This window comes from Rossellomorea sp. DA94 (assembly GCF_029834455.1).
Classification (GTDB): domain Bacteria; phylum Bacillota; class Bacilli; order Bacillales; family Bacillaceae_B; genus Rossellomorea; species Rossellomorea vietnamensis.
Genome location: NZ_CP122397.1, coordinates 406,901 through 426,061 on the forward strand (window position 1 = coordinate 406,901; position 19,161 = coordinate 426,061).

The window sequence follows — 19,161 nt, forward strand, 5'->3', positions numbered from 1 at the left end:
CGTGACTCGACATTCTTTGAATATCGAATTCGTTCGGATTTTTTCGTTTTTGTAAAAAGCTCTTTTCGTAAAGATGGTTGTTTTCTAACATAGGAACTACTGAGGCTCTGTCTATGTGTGTATGGATAGATGGTGAGGGGAACGGCTTCGCTTTCCGGCGGACGAACGGCCAAGCCTCCTCGCATTCGCTGCGGGGTCTTGTCTCGTCCGTTTTTCCGCAGGAGTCTACGCCGTTCCCCTCCCCATCTAAATGAGATAGCGTGACAGAGCTTACCAGTGAAAAAACGAATGAAACAGCATTTTACTATTCAAGCTGAAATCGACCATTCCACACACTGAAAATGATGTTTTCTAGAGGTGTACAGAAGTAAATTAATCCTCCATACCAATAAAGTTGATTGTAGCGGAAGGTGCTCGACTCCGACGGGAATAGCGGGAAAGCCTGTAAAGCGAAGGTGGCTTGCTCAGCCCCGACAAGTATAAGCTAAATGGGCTAAGAAGGCGTTCTTTTGCCTTCTTAGCCCATTTAGCTTATGACCTCGAGGGGCTAGCCACCGTAGCTGGATCTTGAGACCCCGCAGGGCAAAGTCCGAGGAGGCTCAACTCACGCCCCGCGGAAAGCGAGCACCTGCAGCGGAAATCAACCACTACTCGCTACCTTACATAGCAACAAGGTTTACGAAAAGAGCTTTGTAAGAAGATATGAATCATCATTCAGGGTACAGTGCTTTTTCCAATACGTTACGATGCTGTGCCTCAAGGAGATGGATCTCACTCAGCTCTTCAATAAGGTCATGAATGGATAACAGTTCATAAAGCATGATGGTTTCGCAGGAGAAGTGATGCTTCATGGATTGAAATGGTTTCATATGAAGCCCCTCCTGATCCTCCCAGAATTCCTCCAATAAATTCTTCATAAGGGTGAAATGCTGATCGGGAATATCAAAGGAAGGGTGATGCATGATTCCTTTTAAACTTAATGTTGCATCCATGATCCGTTCCTTTTCTTCTTCACTGAAAGAATAGTGGACGGGTAGATAGATGATGTTACCGATATGAAATAGGATCTGTCTCAAGATGTTCAGCTTCTTATATTCATAATGGAAGCAGCGCATTTCCTGACGGTTGGAGCGGTGGAGCTTCCATTCTTCTTTTTGGTATTCGCAAAGAGTATCCGTCACATCAATCTCCCTTAAAATATCATTGAATATCAATTTCGTCTCTCTGTGCAGAGAATGATTCTGGAGGACCTCAGAGCCCCTTCTTTCCAGCAGGTTTCCCGTTTTGAAATAGAGATTATGAATATTGGTTGAAATTGTGTTGCTGTACTTGGGTGGAAGGATCCACAGATTGACCAAAGTCGATACAATCAGCCCGATTGTAGTCGTTCCAAGGCGGATGAAAAACGTTGCTACGTAGTGATCATGGATCGTGGGAATCATAGCGATTCCCGTTAATGTAGCGACCAGGATACCCGCACCCAGATGAAGCTTATGGCAGGTGATGATCGTCAGGAGCGCGACCAGGGCATAGGTAAGGGCGTGGGCCCCTAACGTATGAGTGATGATCACGGCAAATAAAGCACCGATAGCCGATGCCGGAAAGCGGACGTACGCTTTTTTGATAGAATTGGCAGCCGTCGGTTCAATGGTGACGATGGCGGTTATGACGGCAAAGGTCGCCGGCCAGTTTAACAGTTCACATACGAGGGCGGTAAGGAAAACGGCAAGTCCCGTTTTAGCAATCCTTCCCCCGACAAATTGAAATTTTTTCAGAAAACCCATAATATGCCCCTCTTTAATAAAATCGCTATTCCCTATTATAAAGTAAGAAAAAACCAAATTAAATAAATTGACAAAAAAAGAACTGTTCAGGGAACAGTTCTTTATATATGATAACTCATCTTAGAGGCAATGGCCGTAATAGAATTTGGATGGACTGAGGCATCTTCCGGTCGTTCTGTGCCTCTTTTAAATACTTGAACATTCTCTTGCCCGCGCCAGAGTTTGCGGAATGAATCGTGATTCTTTCTGCAAATAACTGTTTTTCCACCATGTAGTGGACGAGCATTAAACCATTACGTGTCTTACTCTCTAAGTCGTGATCCAGTGAAAGATGAGCGATAGAATAATTAAGAAGCAGGTCAATACATTCATCGATATCCTTCGCGAGAATGTACCCTTGTGGACAGTGTCGATAGTCGTCTAAAAACACATTTACTGTCATATTTATTCTTCTTTCGTCATTTGACTTAATTTAAGCCTAACAGAGATTGACAAACACTTATATAGGTCAATAGTATGAACATTACCATTATATTTGTAATTTTTTTGTAGGTTTTTGGTGAGGAATCTTTATATCATACCCTTTTCTCAGAGAAGAAAGTATTATCTCTCCTCCAGTAGGTTCAATAATAAATCAGGTCGATCTGTAATGATGCCGTCTGCACCGAGGTTTATGAGTCTTTCCATCGTTTCCCGGTCGTTGACGGTCCAGTAATGTACCTGAAGGCCGATGCGATGTGCGCCTGAGATCAGAATCGGTTGTGTAAGGTCCAGATTTCCTTCTTGAAGGGGAAGTTGAAAAGCGTCGACACTCGTTTTATAAAGATTTCGCATGAACAGTTTGTGCAGGATGACGAATTTCTTGGCTTCTTGTTTGCCACCTTGTGTGGCGACCCTTCCATTGGAGTAGGCTTCGACTAGATTGATGATGTCCTGGTCGAATGAGGCGATGAGGATTTTATCCTCCATATCGTATTCTTCAATCAGTTTTATTAACTTCTGTACCATTTCCTCTATCCGTTCTTCCGGGTTGTCATCTTTTACCTCAATATTGACCCTCATATCGGGAAAACGCTGAAAGACTTCCTCTAGGGTAGGGACATATACATGTTTACCCCTGAATGAGTAATCCCCCTTCAGATCTTGGAAATAGTATGCCGCATCAAGCCGTTGGAGCTCTTTCAATGTGTAGTCCTTTACATATCCACGTCCGTCCGTTGTCGCATCAACTGTGGGATCATGAATCGTTACCAATTGGCCGTCTTTGGTAATATGTATATCCGTTTCGATGACATCGGCTCCAAGATCCACGGCATTTTGGAACGCTTCAATGGTATTCCCTGGTGCAAGATGTTTTCCCCCCTGATGGGCAATGACAAGGGGACGCTCATTTTCCTTTTGCAAGAAAGGGGGTGGTGTGGCCTTTTCAACAGGCAGCCAGTACACGATGATGGAAAACAGGACAAAGAAAGCGACCATCATCTCGATGACGATGCGCTGGATTTTGGGCGTTTCGGGTAATTTCGTATTTTTCATCTGCTTTCATCCTTTTAAATAAAGAATCTTATTTTTCATTATAAGTAGGACCTTGTTTATTTAGGACAATAATATAAGAGAAATTAAGATTAATATAAAAGAGGAATGAGAAATGATGATTAGTTTTTACTTTTAAAAGTAAAAAAATTACGCTTTGAGTTAAAAAGTTATTGCTTTTAAAGGTAAAATAGATTACCTTATAAAGTAAGGAGGGGATATTTACCATGAAAGAACATTTAAGGTTAAATGTTTCATTGCTGCGTAAGCGTGTACCGAATCTCACATCTGCGGCCAAAACGGTGGGATTAAGGCCTGCCACTGTGTCAAATTTATGTACAGGAAAAATATCGGTTGGACGCGCCGAGGTGAAAACGATCGTGACCCTTGCAAACCTGGCAAATTGCACGTTGGATGAATTAATTATTCAAGGAGGGAAAGTTAGTATGATCGAAACGGGGATTAAACCGCTTGATTTATTTGCACCCATTGTTCAGGGGGGGACCAACGGATTCGTTGCGAGATCCCAGGTCGGCCAATTTGTTGTTTTGGCTGAAATGACACAAGTGTTGAAGGAGAAGGGTTACCATGCCATTTTATTAACTCCGGATCAAACCTATCCCGGTTTAAGTGACCTTGAAGGATTCGTCGATGCGAAATGCCACACGATCGGGGATGCCTTTGCGGAGGTTTCGTTGGTGGGGGATAAGGAAAGTATCCTCTTGTATGTTGATCGTTCGTTTATCGTCTCAGGGGAGCTGTATGAATTGAGAGAGAGATTTGAAGCAGAGGGCTATCCGGACATCACAACCATTTTATTTGATCCAAGCGGAGAAGCGGTCGATGAAGATGACCCGTTTGGTCCACTTGATACCTTGTGTTATTTCGACATAGATCTCGCTACCCGTGGGATGTACCCGGCCATCCATCCCGTTCAGTCGACATCCATCCTGCTCGAAGACGAAGCTTTGGATGCAAGCCACGCTGCGACCCATAAGAAGGCAAAGAAAGTATTAAGGCGATATAAAGAAATCCGCGTCTTGATGAATACGATCGGGAAGGAAAAAATCCCGGAATCAGATCTTGAGCTGTTCGAAATAGGGGAGAGACTCGAAGCTTACTTGAGTCAGCCTTTTTATGTAGCGGAGGAATTCACCAAGGTGAAAGGACAAAGTGTACAGATACAGCAAACCATCGGGGATATACAGAAGATACTTCAAGGCCATTACAACCACCTCGAACCCAAAGACCTCACCTATAAAGGACAATTGAATTAACCCTCTTATGAGGGACGGACCCCGGGCAGGATTGCCGGGGTCCGTCCCTATGACTTTTTTTGTAATTTTATGTCTATGGAGAAAGGATTTATCTAAATTTTGTCGTATGTGTAAAGTAATACTTTTTTCTGGGAGACATTTCGATGCTGATTGAGAAATTATTATTACATGTACTGATTATATTGGCTCCTGTTCTCATTCAAACCTCTCTCCTGGAAAATCACAGGCTAGGGAAATCCCCTGTTTTCATTGGTGTATTACATGGGATTGCCGCTTTCATGTGTTTGATTTTCGCCTATGAAAGCTTCGGATTGTATTGGGATTTCAGGTATATCCCATTGGTTCTTTCCATGTTGTACGGAGGTAGGAAAGCCGGGGTCATTGTCTTTCTGTTTATCTTGGCGGCACGTATCATCCATGGAGGTGATGCGATTGTCTTCGGATTCATCAGTGCGTTTCTGGCCGGGATCCTGCCATTTTTGATTTCCAATCGTTTTTGGACATTCCCTCCACGAAAGCGAGTGACATTTGCGGTGTTACTGGGTTTTTGGCCGGCTCTGGTCATGCTCGGCATCCTGCTTTCCTTTGCCTTCATTTCCGGTGTCCCTGTTTCGGGTAACCGGGAGATGGGAATCTATGTCCTTATATTCGGCGGGATCCAGGTGCTGGGAGTGGGACTCGCAGCTCAATTGAGTGAATGGATGATTGAAAAGAAGTTAATGCGGGAAGAAATCATGAAGTCGGAGAAACTCAATACTCTTGGTGAACTCGCAGCTTCCATCGCTCATGAAGTGCGCAATCCCCTGACGGTTGTGAAAGGGTTCCTTCAATTAATGAAAAAACAGGTCAAAGGTGATCACGAAGAATATTTGAAGATCGTACTAAGTGAATTGGGAAGGGCAGAGGACATTATCAATGATTATTTGAACTTTGCCAAGCCGGAGCTTGAAAAGGTCGAGAAGATCAATGTCAAAGAAGTCCTTTCAGATGTCACCGTCCTCCTCAATGCCTACGCATTGAAGGAAGGGGTATATCTTGAGGCAGACTTGAGGGAAGATGGTTATTTATTATCAGACAGGAATAAATTGAAACAAGCATTCGTCAATATCATCAAGAACGCCATTGAGGCAACTCCTCCACAAGGCAGTGTCACCATTCACCTCGAAGTCACACATACACAGGTGATCATCACCGTCACGGATACAGGGAAAGGCATGACGAAAGAACAGATTGCACGAATCGGGACCCTCTTTTTCACGACAAAGGATCAGGGGACCGGGCTCGGTACATCCGTGTCCATGCGGATCATCGCTGCCATGGGTGGGCTTGTCCATTATTCAAGCATTGTGAATAAAGGGACGGTGGCAACGATCAGCCTGCCGTTAAATCAGGAAAAACTGGCAAAGTTTGATGCGAAACCTGCCAATACGTATGTGAATAATCAAAACGCTTAGGGAAGAGCTAAGTGTTTTTTTGTTTGCTTAAAAAAATCTTCAACTCCATTTCCCGTACATACGTTCCATGATAGGATAGAAGATATGAATGATAAACCCTAACAGACAGGCAACGATGACCGTCCCGATTCCCACAGCCCCGTGGAAGACCATGGCGAGGGTGATGGCAATCGCTTCATTTAACAACCGGGCATTGCGCAGGTTCAATCCGAACCGTCGGTGGATCGCCACCATGAAGGTATCCATGGGACTGGAAGGGAGCTTTGCTTGAAGGTAGATAGAGATTCCGATCCCGAGAAGCAGGATGCCGATCAAGACAAGAGATAGTTGCTGCCCGAATCCAACGGGTTCAACTGTTTTAAGGCCGGTCGTGATCCAGTAATCAACCATCATCCCGATCACAAAGATGGAGAGGGCTGCCAACCACTGGATCCTTTCTTTTAACAGGAGTGCGTTTATGAGGATGAGAATGCATCCATTCATGAAGATGCATGTCCCGATAGAAAGGTGAAGCAGTGTGGATTCCCCGACGGCAAGTGCATCCCAGGGAGCTGCTCCCAAATCCCCTTTGATAATAAGTGAAACCCCTAATGATAGAGACAGTAACCCAATGCAATAAAAGACGAATCTTGCCTTCATTCTCCCGAATCCTCCGTTCCACACAGCTTGTCTAATATATATGTATATCTGAAATCAGTTAGAATCATCATTTTCCTTTTGAAAACAGGAGGTGAAACATCCGTGAAAAAAACCATGAAAGTATCCATCAGGGAGTTAGTTGAGTTTGTTTATAAGGAAGGGAGCATCGACCTGAGATTCCAGTCCCGTTCTTCTATGCTCATCGGTACAAGACTCCATCAGAAATGGCAAAAACAATATAAAGAAGGCGATGAGAAAGAAGTCTTCCTGAAAGGGGAGAAAGAAGCCGGTGGTCTCGTCTATCACCTTGAGGGCCGTTGTGACGGCATCCACTATGACGACGGAGAAGTGACTGTGGAGGAAATCAAATCGACGGCAAAAAGTCTGGACTTGATCGAAGAAGGGAGCCGTGTTCACTGGGCTCAGGGTGAATGCTATGCTTACCTGCTGGCAAAGGAAAAGGAACTCTCCCATGTGAGTGTTCAATTAACCTATATCGAAGTTGAAACAGAAAGAACGAAATCCTTCATGCATACTTATTCCATTGAAGAGCTTGAACGCATCGTGAAGGAAACACTGATCGCGTATACACCGTTTGCCACTGTGATACTGACAAATGAAGAAAGTAAATTGAAAAGTGTCCCGGGTCTGACATTCCCCTATCCTTCTTATCGAAAGGGACAGAAAAAACTCGCAGGTGCAGTATATAAAACAGTAACCGAATCGAAATCCCTTTATGCCAATGCTCCAACAGGAACAGGGAAAACCATTTCCACCCTGTTCCCTGCCATAAAAGCGATGGCAGAAGGAAACAGCAAATGGTTTTATGTGACGGCCAAAACGATCACCCGTACAGTGGCAGAAGAGGCGCTTCTCCTTTTGGAAAATAAAGGTCTGGCACACAGGACGGTTACGATTACGGCGAAAGACAAAATCTGCTTTAAAGAAGAAACGATATGTCAGAAAGAGTATTGTGAATTTGCAAACGGCTATTATGACCGCATTAACGGAGCGCTGATTGATATTTTGACACAGGAAACCATCATCACGCGTCCGATCATCGAATCGTATGCGAGCAAGCATAGGGTGTGTCCTTTTGAATATTCCATCGATCTTTCCTACCTGGTTGACGGAGTCATCTGTGATTATAACTATATCTTCGATCCGAGGGTATCCCTGAAAAGAATGAGTGATGAAAGTAAGAAAAAGACGAATCTCCTCATTGACGAGGCCCATAATCTTGTAGGCAGGGGACGAGAAATGTATTCTGCCGCCCTGACAAAATCTGCTTTCTTACAAATCAAAAAGCGACATCCTGACCATGAGGGATTGAAGCAGGCAATCACTGCTGTAAATAAGCAATTTCTGCGATTGAAAAAAGAAGAAGATGCTGACACCCGGGTGGAATTGGACGGTTCATTCGTCGAGACGATTGCAGGCTTTATTGAAATAGCGGAAAAGTGCCTGGGGGAAACGGGCAGGGAGTGGTCGGAGGAATTTATGCAGCTATATTTCGATAGCATCAGTTTTGTAAGGATTTCAAATCTCTACTCCGAAGAACATCGCTTTGTCATTGGTCGCAGCTCCCAAGATGTAGAGGTGAAACTTTATTGCATCGATCCATCGAAGCTTATTAAGCAGGTTACACGTCCTTATCAATCATCGGTATTCTTCTCTGCCACACTCCTTCCGTTTTCGTATTATTTTCAGCAGTTGGGCGGGGGTGAAGAAGATTATCGATTTCTGATTCCTTCCCCATTCCAGCACAACCAGTGGCAGGTAGGAATCCACCCGATTTCCACCCGATTCAGGGACAGGGAACGGACCCTTCCCATCATTATTCATTCCATAGAGGAAACGTTCAATGGGTACAAAGGAAATTATCTCATCTTCTTTTCTTCTTACTCTTATATGCAGAAAGCGTATGACAGGATGAATAAAGAATCAATGGACGCCGTGGTCCTTATTCAGGAGCCGAATATGAGCGAGAGAGAAAGAGAAGAATTCCTCCGGGAGTTCCGGAGTGATAGAGAACAACCCGTTATCGGTCTGGCGGTCCTCGGAGGGATCTTCTCAGAAGGGATCGATTTGAAAGGAGACAGGTTAAAGGGTGTGATCGTGGTAGGCGTGGGGCTGCCTCAGCCTACTGATGAACAGGAAATCATCAAGGACTATTTTAATGACATGGGAATGAATGGGTATGACTATGCATACGTGTATCCCGGGTTGAATAAAGTATTTCAATCAGGAGGCAGGCTTATCCGTTCGGAAGAGGACAAGGGAGTCCTGAAGCTGATCGATGATCGGTATTTGACTCCGAAATACCAGGCTTTATTGCTGGATGAATGGAAGAAGCTTCGTATTATAACGTAAAAAAAGACCGCTGAAAACAGCGGTCTTTTATCATTAGTTAAAGGAAGGGTCCTTTAACAGACGGTCAAATTCTTCAAGGTGATGAGTTTCATCAGCAATCATATCATCAAGCTTGATGCTGAGCTCAACAAGACCCAATTCTTCTGCTTGTTCTTTACGCTTCTTATAGCGCTCGATGGTATCTGCTTCGGCTTTACGTCCTTCTTCAAGCATTTCCTTCACATCATCCGTTTGTTTAACGGCTGCAGGCGTCGTTGTCGGTTGACCGCCTAACGTTTTAATCTTTTCGGCAAGGTATAAAGCGTGACCCTGCTCATCAGGAATTTCCTCTTCAAAGAAAGGTTTTAAGATTTGACGATATAAGCCGCTCACTACAGCAGCGTAGTTAGTGTAAAGAATGACTGCCGCATACTCATTGGCTAAATCTTCGTTTAATCCATCAATCAATTCATGTAATTTTGCTTCATCCATGTAAAAACCACCCTTTTCATTGTTGTTATAGAGACTATTTACCCGGGTTGATGTAAAAATAAACATTCCAGTGGGAATCGGATGCCCTTCAAATATTTTGCCTGAAAATGGGGATTCTAATTCTATAAAAGTCAGAGGAGGGATGAGCATGTCTAAGCAGGGTAGGAAGAGTATGGATCAAACTTCTCAACAGCTGGCAAAACAAAAGGCCAAAAACGATGTGGAATTTGCATCTGATACCCAGACGGGAAATACAGAAGGACAAAGTCAGAAAAAAAGCGGCAGACAAGTAAATAAAAAATAATGGACGAATATCTTTTTCATCGAAAGAAAAACCTATATATAGAACCAGGAGGTGTAAAGGCATGAGAATTGGTGTTGAACAATCCTTAACAAACGTTGTTGAAGCCTTACGGGCACAGGGGCATGAAGTAGTGGAGCTTAAGCAGGAATCCGATGCTAACGGGTGTGACTGCTGTGTCGTGACAGGAATGGATACAGATGTAATGGGTATTCAAAATGTAGCGACTCAAGGCCCTGTCATCGAAGCGAGCGGACTGAGTGCCGATCAAATCTGTCAGGAAGTCGAAAGCAGACTGCAATAACTCCAACACCAAAAAGAACAGCCATTGATGGCTGTTCTTTTTGTGTTAAATAATTAAATATTGCAATCCACATCCTTCACCCAATCTGGGCAAGAGGTTGGTTTCTCAAGTGCTCGCGCAGGAGATCAGGAGCGGTTAAAAAGACCAGGCCGTTACCTTCCAGTGTTTTCGGGAAGCCAAGTGGTACAGTCCGCTTAATGAGCTGCGCATATACTTCACATTCAGAAAGTTTCCGGGCAAAGGATGCCTGTTCAAATTCCTTGATCAGGGCTAACGCTCCAGAGATGTGGGGAGCTGACATGGAGGTTCCGCTGAGCTTGGCATATTTTTCTCCGGGAATGGTCGACAGGATTTGTTCGCCGGGTGCCACCAGGTCAACTTCATTATTGGAATTGGTAAAGTAGGAAGACTTTCTTTGAAGATCGATGGCGCCGACCGAAATGACTTCATTGTAGCAGGCAGGGTAGGAAAATTCATCAGTGCCGCTATTGGAGTCGCCTTCATTCCCTGCAGCGCAAACCACCAGGATATTGGCATCCACCGCTTTTTGAATGGCTTCATGCAGAGGGTCATAATCTGAAGGTCCTCCCAAAGACATTGAAATAATGTCGACCTTTTGCTCGATGGCATAGAGAATACCATTTACGATCCAATCATACTGCCCACTTCCACGGCTGCCTGCAAGAACTTTAATCACCAGTAAGTCAGCCATTGGAGCCACTCCGATGACCCCATCACCATTTTCGTTTGCGGCAATGGTCCCTGCCACATGGGTACCGTGCCCGCTGTAATCCGTTACCTTATCTTCTGCACCGTCATCATCGTCGGTGAAATTTCGGAATCCTTTCACCCTACCTGCAAGATCGGGGTGGTTCATATCACATCCCGTATCAAGGATGGCGATGGTTACACCTTTCCCTTTATACCCATTTTTCCACATGCTGGGGGCTTGGATTAAGTCAACGCCCTTAGGAATTTCATTTGTATCCACAATCATTTCGTCCATGAAATATGGAATTAACCTCATTTCACATTGCATAGCAATCCCTCCTAAAATAGTGTGGGGCACAGGAATAGAAATCAGAAGTTTCTGAAAATATACCATTTTTAGGACAAAATGAAAAGGGATAATAGTAATAGGAAAATAAAACCAGTCATATTTCGGTCCGCCTCTGCATATAGGAAGGGCTGACCCATCTGATTGAGAGAATGATCAGGGAGGTCGGTCTTTTGGGAGATGAAAATTTAAACAAACGTTTGACTAAGGGGGCGAACCCTTGATAAGAAAGGGGTTATCGGTGTTAAACAAACGTTTGGTTAAAATCAATGTTCCGGGTTTTTCATCATGTCGCCACGGGTCCCAACATAAAATAGGGTGAAGAAAGGGGGCACATGGATGAATTATTATCAATATGGTTATCCTGCTTATTCCCATTACCGAAATGCTTCGAATATGGCCTACGCTCACATTCAGGGAGGTCCACTCGCTCCGGGGCTCAAAGGATATGTATTTTTTCGTGAAGTGCAAAATGGGGTGGAAGTATTTGCCGAGGTGACAGGTTTACCATCCTTTAAAGAAGGAAAGGGTGATCAAAAGCCGATCGGTCCCCACGGATTTCACCTCCATGAAAAAGGGGTATGTGAAATAGGAGATCCTAATGAACCTTTCACGTCTGCAGGAGGGCATTGGAATCCGACCAATCAGCCGCATGGGAATCATGCAGGGGATTTTCCCGTTTTATTTTCAAATGACGGCTACGCAAAGATGTCCTTTTTTACGAATAAATTCAATGTGAAAGATGTGATAGGGAAGGGTGTCATCATTCATCAAAACCCTGATGACTTCAGGTCACAGCCTTCAGGTGATGCAGGGAAACGATTGGCGTGCGGAGTGATCATGGGGTATGGAGCATCATAAAGAAAAGGGTTGACCCGCGCTATGGGTCAACCCTTTTGTATGGAGCGGGAGTGATTAAAACACTCCCAGGACATCAAGCATGACGAATAGTATTAACACCGGCGCCACAAAGCGTATCAAGAAGAACCATGTTTCAAATAATCCCCGTTTCAACCCGCTGCCCTGCTTTAATTCATCATATAAAGCGGTTTTCTTCATTTTGAGCGGTACAAAGAGAGCGATCAGCAATGATCCGATTGGAAGCAATACATTACTTACTGTAAAGTCGGCTAAATCAAAGATGGTTTTCCCAAACAACGTGATATCACCAAGCACCCCGAAAGATAAAGCCGATGGGATACCGCAAACGAAAATGGCGAGACCGATGATCCACGACCATTTCGTACGTTTTCCGGGGTCCCCCTTCGAAATGACCGATACGATGATCTCAAGCATCGAGAACGCTGAAGTCAATGCTGCGAACAAGAATAGCACAAGGAATGCAATGAAGAAGAGCATCCCGAATGGAAGCTGACTGAACACGGTAGGCAGTACATTAAATAGCAGCACCGGACCCGCGCCAGGCTCCAGATCAAAAGCGAAGACTGCCGGGAAAATCGCAAGTCCTGCCAGTAATACGATGAAGATATTCATCGCCACGATCGAAATGGCCGAACGGGGAAGACTCTGTGTTTTCGGAAGGTACGAGCTGTATGTCACCATCACCGATACCCCGACACTTAACGTAAAGAACGATTGACCCATCGCTTCTAAAATCGTCTGTGACGTTACTTTGGAAAAATCGGGCTTGAGCAGGAATGAAACTCCTTCCGCTGCCCCATCAAGGGTCACTGCGCGGATCACTAACAAAATGAAAAGAATAAATAATGCCGGCATCATAATTTTACTTGCGAGTTCAATCCCTTTTTCAATCCCCTTGGCCACCACGATGATGGTCATCAAGATGAAGAGGAGCTGAACGAATACACTTATCCCGGGATTTGAAATCGTTGCCCCGAATACTTCTGCGTATTGATCTGAAGAAAGGCCGTTCAATTGACCTGTAACAGCTTTGAATAAATAAACGACGATCCATCCCCCGATGACACTGTAGAAGGAAAGCAGGATGAAGGATGTAATCATCCCGAGGATCCCGACCCAGTGCCATTTGGTCCCGGGAGCGATTTTTCGGTACGAATCTACCGCATTGCTTCCGGCTGTACGTCCGATTGAGAATTCAGCCAGTAATAATGGAAGGCCGAGTAATAAAGTAAATAAGATAAAGATCAGGAAGAATGCTCCGCCTCCATTTTCACCGGCAATATAAGGGAATTTCCAGATGGCCCCCAATCCGATGGCAGACCCGGCTGCCGCTAAAATAAAGCCGATTTTCGATGACCATTGTTCACGCTGACTCATTCTCATACTCCTTTCGGTTTTTATTGACGTGTGAGGATAATTTCTGACCAAATAAAAAAATCGCCCCTACATATCGTAGGGACGATTTGGATATCGCGGTACCACCCTAGTTATGAGAAAATAGTTCTCATCACTCTTCACACATAACGGTCTTACCCGTCTTTTGATCTCGTCAAAAGAAGCTCCGGAATCGAAATTCGCTTCATCTATGTACCGGTTCACACCAACCACCGGCTCTCTTAAACAGGGAAATGTACGCTACTAGTTTCCTTCAAAGCTTATTCAATATTAGGTTATACAATTTTTATCATGAATCAAAACAACTTGTCAATCTATTTTGGGAAAAGTAGTGAGAATTGTCTGGAATTGATGGTGGTTTTTGGTTTGGTGATGATTGTGTACCTGGTCCATATAGGAGGGGATGTACCAGGTACAAGCTGATCCTCATCCATTGAAACGTCCAGCCATTGAGTTCGCCCCTCTTCTCAAGTAAAATAAAGAAAAAATGGACTGAAAAGGTGTTTTGCATGAAATCATATATCATCATTGGGGCAGGCATTCTCGGGGCTTCCGCAGCGTATCATCTTGCGAAAGCAGGAGCGGATGTCACGATTATTGACCGGAATGACCCTGGACAGGCAACGGATGCAGCGGCGGGAATCGTCTGTCCATGGCTTTCACAGCGCAGGAATAAAGTGTGGTATCGCCTGGCAAAGGGTGGGGCGAGGTATTATCCGAGCATCATAGGACAGTTAGAAGCAGACGGAGAAACTGAAACAGGATATAAACGTGTGGGGGCCATCAGCCTCCACACGGATGTGAATAAGCTCCATAAAATGATGGAGAGAGCAGAGAAACGCAGGGAGGATGCTCCGGAAATCGGTGAACTGACGCTTCTGACTTCAGAAGAAACACGTCAGCGCTTTCCGCTGTTATCAGAAGAATTCCAGGCTGTTCACGTAAGCGGCGCTGCCCGGGTGGATGGCAGGGCAATGCGGGATGCGCTCTTGAACGGGGCTAAAAAGAACGGAGCAACACTAAGACAAGGGGATGCCGGATTGTTACACGAAAAAAACAGGATTACCGGCGTCCAAATAGCGGATGAAGTGCTTCGGGCGGATGGAGTGATCGTAACTGCCGGTGCCTGGGCGAAGGAACTCTTTCAGCCTCTCGGAATAGACTTTCTTGTAACCTCCCAGAAAGCACAAATCCTCCATTTGGAAATAGGCGGGGGAGAGACGGGTGAATGGCCCGTCGTCATGCCTCCGAATGATCAATACCTCCTTGCCTTCCCCGAGGGGAAAGTCGTAGCTGGAGCCACACATGAAAACGATGTGGGCTTTGATCACCGGGTAACAGCGGGCGGACTACACGAAGTCCTTCAGAAGGCAACGGCTGTCGCACCTGGAATTGGAGACGCGGCAGTAGTGGAAACGAGAGTCGGATTCAGGCCGTTCACTCCTGGATTCCTTCCGGTTTTCGGAGCGATACCGGGGTTTGATGATGTCTGGGTGGCAAATGGTCTTGGGGCATCAGGTTTGACGGTTGGTCCATACCTTGGATCGGAGCTTGCCAAACTGGTGATGGGTGAATCAACTGAACTCGATCCCGCTGACTATGATGTAGCAGGGGCCATCGGGTAAACGGTAGTAAAAAGACACCAGCTCATTTCCCCCTATCTTCTAAGCAATAGGACCCTTATAATAGAGAGAGCGAATTTTAGTATAGAAAGAAAAGGTGTTTACGACATGAGTTTATTAACAGTCAAAAATTTAACCCACGGTTTCGGTGACCGTGCGATTTTTAATGACGTTTCTTTCCGTTTGTTGAAGGGTGAGCATATCGGCTTGATCGGTGCCAACGGAGAAGGAAAGTCTACATTTATGAACATCATCACTGGGAAGCTTGAGCCTGATGAAGGGAAAGTGGAATGGGCGAAGCGGATCCGCATCGGGTATCTGGATCAGCATGCAAAGCTGAAGCAGGGGATGACGATCCGGGACGTGTTGAAGACGGCCTTTCAATACCTTTTTGATATGGAAACGGAAATGAATGAGCTGTTTGCCAAGATGGGTGACGCCACTCCTGAAGAACTGGAAGAATTGCTTGAAGAAACCGGTACACTTCAGGATGCCCTGACGAATAATGATTTCTACATCATTGATGCCAAGGTGGAAGAAATCGGCCGTGGTCTTGGATTGGATGATATCGGTTTGGATAAGGATGTACACGATTTAAGCGGGGGACAGCGGACGAAAGTCTTACTGGCGAAGCTTTTACTTGAAAAGCCGGACATCTTGTTACTTGATGAGCCAACCAACTACCTTGATGAACAGCATATCAACTGGTTGAGACGCTATCTTCAGGAATATGAAAATGCCTTTATCCTGATCTCTCATGATATTCCATTCTTAAATAGTGTCATTAACCTGATCTATCATATGGAAAATCAGGAATTGAATCGTTATGCAGGAGACTATCACGAATTCAAGCGTGTCCACGAAATGAAGAAGCAGCAGCTTGAGTCAGCGTTCAAGAGACAACAACAGGAAATCTCGGAGTTGAAGGACTTTGTGGCGCGTAATAAGGCCCGGGTATCCACCCGAAACATGGCCATGTCCCGTCAGAAAAAGCTGGATAAGATGGATATGATCGAACTGGCTGCGGAAAAGCCGAAGCCGGAATTTCATTTTAAACAAGCAAGGACCGCAGGCAGGGTCATCTTTGAAACGAAGGATCTTGTGATCGGGTACGATGAACCGTTATCAAGGCCCCTCAACCTCAAGATGGAGCGCGGGCAGAAGATTGCTCTATCCGGAGCCAACGGAATCGGGAAAACGACTCTATTACGGAGCATCCTCGGGGAAATCAAACCGATCTCCGGTTCAGTGGAGCTTGGGGATTATCTCCATATCGGATATTTCGAACAGGAAATCAAAACAAAGAACAACAACACGTGCATTGAAGAGGTTTGGAATGAGTTTCCTTCCATGAACCAGGCGGAAGTGCGCGCTGCCCTGGCGAAGTGCGGTCTGACGACCAAGCATATCGAAAGCAAGGTGGAAGTGCTGAGCGGTGGGGAAAAAGCGAAGGTACGCCTATGCAAATTAATGAATAAGGAATCGAACGTCCTTGTATTCGATGAACCGACCAATCACTTGGACGTAGAGGCTAAGGAAGAGTTGAAGCGGGCGTTAAAAGAATACAAAGGTACCGTGCTCTTAATCAGTCACGAACCCGACTTCTACCAGGATGTAGCGACGGAAGTATGGAATTGTGAAGACTGGACAACGAAATTGTTTTAATCAAAAAAAGCCGATCCTCTGAATTCAGGTGATCGGCTTTTTTTATATCATTCTACTCTGTCAAGACCGATTCCAAGGACGAATATCCATGATCCTCCATCCGCAAATCGTCAAAGCTGTGCTTCAAATGAAGGTCGATCAATTCAAGGAGCGTCTGCTGATCTTTGTTTTCAATGGCCTTCACCATTTCCTCGTGTTCCCGGAAACGGACATTTTCACCCGGCTCTACATGATAAAACACATCAAATAAAAACAAATAGACGTTCGATTGGGTAAGCATTTCGTCCATATAGCGGATCAGAAACTTATTTCCACTTACCTCCGCAAGGAACAAATGGAATTGCTTATTAAGCTCGACGTATTTTAACAGGTCCTTTTTTCTATACGTTTCCTGTTCCTCTTCAAGAAACGAATAAAGCTTGGACATATCGGATTTTTTAACTTTAGGAAGGCCGTACTTTACAGTCAGAAATTCAATTTCTTTCCTCAATTCAAAAAAAGAAATGATCTCTTCCCTGGAAGGATGGACGACGAATGCCCCGCGGTTCGGGATGATCTGAACCAGCCCCTCTGCTTCGAGCCGTTTCAACGCATGCCGGATAGGGGTCCTGCTTACAGCCATCTTCTGAGAGATGATCTGTTCGACAAGCTGGGTACCGGGTGCGATCTTCCTGGCCAATAAGGCGTCCTTTAGATGGCTATATACTTTTAATTCTGTGGTCTGTCTTTTTTTCACGGTCATCATCCATTCAATCGATATTTCCTTTTCCTATCATATATGAAAAAGAGGCTGATCCAAAATCGGATGCCTTCTAAAAAAGACACCCGACTCCAGTATCAGCCCATTTAAGCAAATGATTTAAAGTTATTACCCCAGATTTCGTTCATGCTGTGAACCGTAATGAATGCTTTCTGGTCGGTAGATTGAATATGCGCTTTCAACTTGGAGAAGTCCTTTCGTCCCACGATGGTGGTGATGACTTCTTTCTGGTCATCGGAAAAGGCTCCCTTGGCCGAATGGACGGTGGCCCCTCTCTCCAGGTCTCCAACGATGAACTCCTTGATATCTTCACTATGTTCGCTGATGATGACCACTTCTTTGCTTTCATTGAAAAATTGAAGCGTGCGGTCGATCATTATCCCTTTGAGCAGCAAGCCAAAAAATGCATATAGTCCGACCTGCAGTCCAAAGAACCAGGCAGACGCAAGGACAATCAGAATATCCGAAGCAAGAACGGCCCGTCCCAGTTCCAGCCCGGTGAATTTGTGGATGATTTTCGCCAGGACGCCGGTACCTCCGGCTGAAGCACCCTGGTTAAAGATCATGGCGACTCCGATGGCTCCGATCAGCGTCCCGATGACAATTTGAATCAGGACATCATGACCGATCGGGTTCTGAAGGGGATGGAACACCTCCAACCCCCACACCATTCCGCTGAGGGTTGTACTCGCGAAAACGGATTTCAGGCCGAAACTTGGACCGATCAATATGAGGCCGAGAATGAATAATAACATATCCAGTGTAAACATGATGACGCCGACAGGCAGATCCATAAATTGAGCAAGCACGATGCCGGCTCCGCTCGTCCCGCCAGTGCCCACCTTATTGGGTGAAAGGAAAAAATGTATATTCAATGCGATTAATAACGCACCAAGAGATATGTTTAATAAAGATTGAATTTGTTTCATCATGGAGCACGCTCCTTTTAATTACGGTAGTTTGAAAAACAATCAACCCGATTATAAAGAGTGTTATAACCCCGTGTAAATGATAAATTCTTATGAAAGCATTTACGTATAAAAGTTTTTATAATGCATGTTTTCTGATAGTTTTCCTGCCGAATGTAGAGGAGAAAAAAATGTTGACTTTTTTACATCAGGTGATTAATATTTAAACAGGTTAAATATTAAATGGTTGAATAGAAATGGGGGATGATCTTGGACCTGGAACAGATCCAGCACTCTTATATAGATCGCTTGTTTACAGCATTTCACGTAACGAATCGCCATATTCAGCAGGAAATGGCGGTTGCATTGAAAGATATGAATTTAACAGGTCCTCAGTTTTTCATACTATATCTTTTGTCGACTTCAGAAGATATGAAATCGACGGAGCTTGCTGAGAAGTTAGATGTAAAGCCAAGTGCCATCACTGTCATGATCGATCGACTTCTTAAGAATGATCTGGTTTCGAGGCAGAGAGACGAGAGTGACCGCCGGATTGTGAAGCTCGAGCTTACAACGAGCGGTCGCGAGGTTTTCGAGAGGGCGAAAAAGGTAAGGAGGGAAATTTTCTCCCAATACCTATCCTATCTTGAAGAAGAAGATGTGGAACAACTTGTAACCATCTATGAAAAGCTGGCTGCAGCCGTTGAGAACAATACAGAAGAATAAGGAGAGAAAC

At 44.8% G+C, this 19,161-nt stretch carries 18 protein-coding genes and 1 other annotated feature; of the genes, 9 read left to right on the forward strand and 9 right to left on the reverse strand.

Translation table 11 applies throughout. The features are described from left to right. Positions 1–710 precede the first annotated feature (710 nt). The 3 genes from P8596_RS02170 to P8596_RS02180 all read right to left on the reverse strand — a co-directional run bounded on the left by P8596_RS02170 (position 711) and on the right by P8596_RS02180 (position 3,320). Positions 711–1,784, reverse strand: coding sequence for an aromatic acid exporter family protein (locus P8596_RS02170; protein WP_061809994.1), 1,074 nt, complete (start codon positions 1,782–1,784; stop codon positions 711–713). 115 nt (positions 1,785–1,899) lie between these two features. Then, positions 1,900–2,226, reverse strand: coding sequence for a cyclic-phosphate processing receiver domain-containing protein (locus P8596_RS02175; protein ID WP_224521535.1), 327 nt, complete (start codon positions 2,224–2,226; stop codon positions 1,900–1,902). Positions 2,227–2,387: 161 nt separating this feature from the next. Then, positions 2,388–3,320 (reverse strand): glycerophosphodiester phosphodiesterase family protein, encoded by a 933-nt coding sequence (locus tag P8596_RS02180; protein WP_279725700.1) that lies wholly within the window; start codon positions 3,318–3,320, stop codon positions 2,388–2,390. A 224-nt stretch (positions 3,321–3,544) separates the two neighbouring features. Here P8596_RS02180 and P8596_RS02185 point away from each other — a divergent pair, with 224 nt between their 5' ends. Both P8596_RS02185 and P8596_RS02190 read left to right on the forward strand, forming a co-directional pair. After that, positions 3,545–4,594 carry an ATP synthase beta subunit C-terminal domain-containing protein gene (locus tag P8596_RS02185; RefSeq protein ID WP_159361119.1) on the forward strand — a complete coding sequence of 350 codons (1,050 nt, stop codon included), beginning with the start codon at positions 3,545–3,547 and terminating at the stop codon, positions 4,592–4,594. 197 nt (positions 4,595–4,791) lie between these two features. Next, positions 4,792–6,048 carry an ATP-binding protein gene (locus P8596_RS02190; RefSeq protein ID WP_408005958.1) on the forward strand — a complete coding sequence of 419 codons (1,257 nt, stop codon included), beginning with the start codon at positions 4,792–4,794 and terminating at the stop codon, positions 6,046–6,048. A 39-nt stretch (positions 6,049–6,087) separates the two neighbouring features. Here the strand turns inward: P8596_RS02190 and P8596_RS02195 are convergent, their stop codons facing one another. After that, a complete protein-coding gene (locus P8596_RS02195) occupies positions 6,088–6,687 on the reverse strand; it encodes a YczE/YyaS/YitT family protein (protein ID WP_279725701.1) in 600 nt (199 codons plus the stop codon). A 102-nt stretch (positions 6,688–6,789) separates the two neighbouring features. On the opposite strand from P8596_RS02195, the gene P8596_RS02200 reads away from it, so the two are divergent. After that, positions 6,790–9,060, forward strand: coding sequence for a helicase C-terminal domain-containing protein (locus P8596_RS02200; RefSeq protein WP_279725703.1), 2,271 nt, complete (start codon positions 6,790–6,792; stop codon positions 9,058–9,060). 33 nt (positions 9,061–9,093) lie between these two features. Here the strand turns inward: P8596_RS02200 and P8596_RS02205 are convergent, their stop codons facing one another. Beyond that, on the reverse strand, positions 9,094–9,531 hold the full coding sequence (locus tag P8596_RS02205; RefSeq protein ID WP_060671539.1) for a ferritin-like domain-containing protein: 438 nt from the start codon (positions 9,529–9,531) through the stop codon (positions 9,094–9,096). A 148-nt stretch (positions 9,532–9,679) separates the two neighbouring features. Here P8596_RS02205 and P8596_RS02210 point away from each other — a divergent pair, with 148 nt between their 5' ends. Together P8596_RS02210 and P8596_RS02215 are read left to right on the forward strand one after the other, a co-directional pair. Next, positions 9,680–9,835 (forward strand): hypothetical protein, encoded by a 156-nt coding sequence (locus tag P8596_RS02210; RefSeq protein ID WP_167562109.1) that lies wholly within the window; start codon positions 9,680–9,682, stop codon positions 9,833–9,835. Positions 9,836–9,896: 61 nt separating this feature from the next. Then, positions 9,897–10,136, forward strand: a complete 240-nt coding sequence (locus P8596_RS02215; RefSeq protein WP_060671538.1) for a YkuS family protein — start codon at positions 9,897–9,899, stop codon at positions 10,134–10,136. Positions 10,137–10,212: 76 nt separating this feature from the next. Here the strand turns inward: P8596_RS02215 and P8596_RS02220 are convergent, their stop codons facing one another. Continuing rightward, positions 10,213–11,175, reverse strand: a complete 963-nt coding sequence (locus tag P8596_RS02220) for a S8 family peptidase (RefSeq protein WP_224521530.1) — start codon at positions 11,173–11,175, stop codon at positions 10,213–10,215. A 357-nt stretch (positions 11,176–11,532) separates the two neighbouring features. Here P8596_RS02220 and P8596_RS02225 point away from each other — a divergent pair, with 357 nt between their 5' ends. Beyond that, entirely contained in the window at positions 11,533–12,054 is a 522-nt protein-coding gene (locus P8596_RS02225) for a superoxide dismutase family protein (RefSeq protein WP_254652880.1), read from the forward strand. A 54-nt stretch (positions 12,055–12,108) separates the two neighbouring features. Here the strand turns inward: P8596_RS02225 and P8596_RS02230 are convergent, their stop codons facing one another. Continuing rightward, complete coding sequence (locus P8596_RS02230; RefSeq protein ID WP_079530729.1) at positions 12,109–13,452, reverse strand: sodium-dependent transporter; 1,344 nt, start codon at positions 13,450–13,452, stop codon at positions 12,109–12,111. 74 nt (positions 13,453–13,526) lie between these two features. Beyond that, positions 13,527–13,736, reverse strand: a binding site (T-box leader). Positions 13,737–13,979: 243 nt separating this feature from the next. Here P8596_RS02230 and P8596_RS02235 point away from each other — a divergent pair. Continuing rightward, positions 13,980–15,095, forward strand: coding sequence for an NAD(P)/FAD-dependent oxidoreductase (locus P8596_RS02235; protein ID WP_279725705.1), 1,116 nt, complete (start codon positions 13,980–13,982; stop codon positions 15,093–15,095). A 105-nt stretch (positions 15,096–15,200) separates the two neighbouring features. After that, on the forward strand, positions 15,201–16,757 hold the full coding sequence (locus P8596_RS02240) for an ABC-F family ATP-binding cassette domain-containing protein (RefSeq protein ID WP_279725707.1): 1,557 nt from the start codon (positions 15,201–15,203) through the stop codon (positions 16,755–16,757). 52 nt (positions 16,758–16,809) lie between these two features. Here the strand turns inward: P8596_RS02240 and P8596_RS02245 are convergent, their stop codons facing one another. Together P8596_RS02245 and P8596_RS02250 are read right to left on the reverse strand one after the other, a co-directional pair. Next, positions 16,810–17,493 carry a GntR family transcriptional regulator gene (locus P8596_RS02245; protein WP_224521525.1) on the reverse strand — a complete coding sequence of 228 codons (684 nt, stop codon included), beginning with the start codon at positions 17,491–17,493 and terminating at the stop codon, positions 16,810–16,812. A 110-nt stretch (positions 17,494–17,603) separates the two neighbouring features. Then, a complete protein-coding gene (locus P8596_RS02250; RefSeq protein WP_224521524.1) occupies positions 17,604–18,449 on the reverse strand; it encodes a YitT family protein in 846 nt (281 codons plus the stop codon). A gap of 246 nt (positions 18,450–18,695) precedes the next feature. On the opposite strand from P8596_RS02250, the gene P8596_RS02255 reads away from it, so the two are divergent. Then, the gene (locus tag P8596_RS02255) at positions 18,696–19,151 is read left to right on the forward strand and encodes a MarR family winged helix-turn-helix transcriptional regulator (protein ID WP_224521523.1); all 456 of its coding nucleotides are present in this window, start codon (positions 18,696–18,698) and stop codon (positions 19,149–19,151) included. Positions 19,152–19,161: the final 10 nt, after the last annotated feature.

Bases quoted from the DNA above. Each gene is read 5' to 3' on its own strand.
- P8596_RS02170 (WP_061809994.1), bottom strand. From the start codon at position 1,784: ATGGGTTTTCTGAAAAAATTTCAATTTGTCGGGGGAAGGATTGCTAAA.
- P8596_RS02175 (WP_224521535.1), bottom strand. From the start codon at position 2,226: ATGACAGTAAATGTGTTTTTAGACGACTATCGACACTGTCCACAAGGG.
- P8596_RS02180 (WP_279725700.1), bottom strand. From the start codon at position 3,320: ATGAAAAATACGAAATTACCCGAAACGCCCAAAATCCAGCGCATCGTC.
- P8596_RS02185 (WP_159361119.1), top strand. From the start codon at position 3,545: ATGAAAGAACATTTAAGGTTAAATGTTTCATTGCTGCGTAAGCGTGTA.
- P8596_RS02195 (WP_279725701.1), bottom strand. From the start codon at position 6,687: ATGAAGGCAAGATTCGTCTTTTATTGCATTGGGTTACTGTCTCTATCA.
- P8596_RS02205 (WP_060671539.1), bottom strand. From the start codon at position 9,531: ATGGATGAAGCAAAATTACATGAATTGATTGATGGATTAAACGAAGAT.
- P8596_RS02210 (WP_167562109.1), top strand. From the start codon at position 9,680: ATGTCTAAGCAGGGTAGGAAGAGTATGGATCAAACTTCTCAACAGCTG.
- P8596_RS02215 (WP_060671538.1), top strand. From the start codon at position 9,897: ATGAGAATTGGTGTTGAACAATCCTTAACAAACGTTGTTGAAGCCTTA.
- P8596_RS02220 (WP_224521530.1), bottom strand. From the start codon at position 11,175: ATGCAATGTGAAATGAGGTTAATTCCATATTTCATGGACGAAATGATT.
- P8596_RS02225 (WP_254652880.1), top strand. From the start codon at position 11,533: ATGAATTATTATCAATATGGTTATCCTGCTTATTCCCATTACCGAAAT.
- P8596_RS02230 (WP_079530729.1), bottom strand. From the start codon at position 13,452: ATGAGTCAGCGTGAACAATGGTCATCGAAAATCGGCTTTATTTTAGCG.
- P8596_RS02235 (WP_279725705.1), top strand. From the start codon at position 13,980: ATGAAATCATATATCATCATTGGGGCAGGCATTCTCGGGGCTTCCGCA.
- P8596_RS02240 (WP_279725707.1), top strand. From the start codon at position 15,201: ATGAGTTTATTAACAGTCAAAAATTTAACCCACGGTTTCGGTGACCGT.
- P8596_RS02250 (WP_224521524.1), bottom strand. From the start codon at position 18,449: ATGATGAAACAAATTCAATCTTTATTAAACATATCTCTTGGTGCGTTA.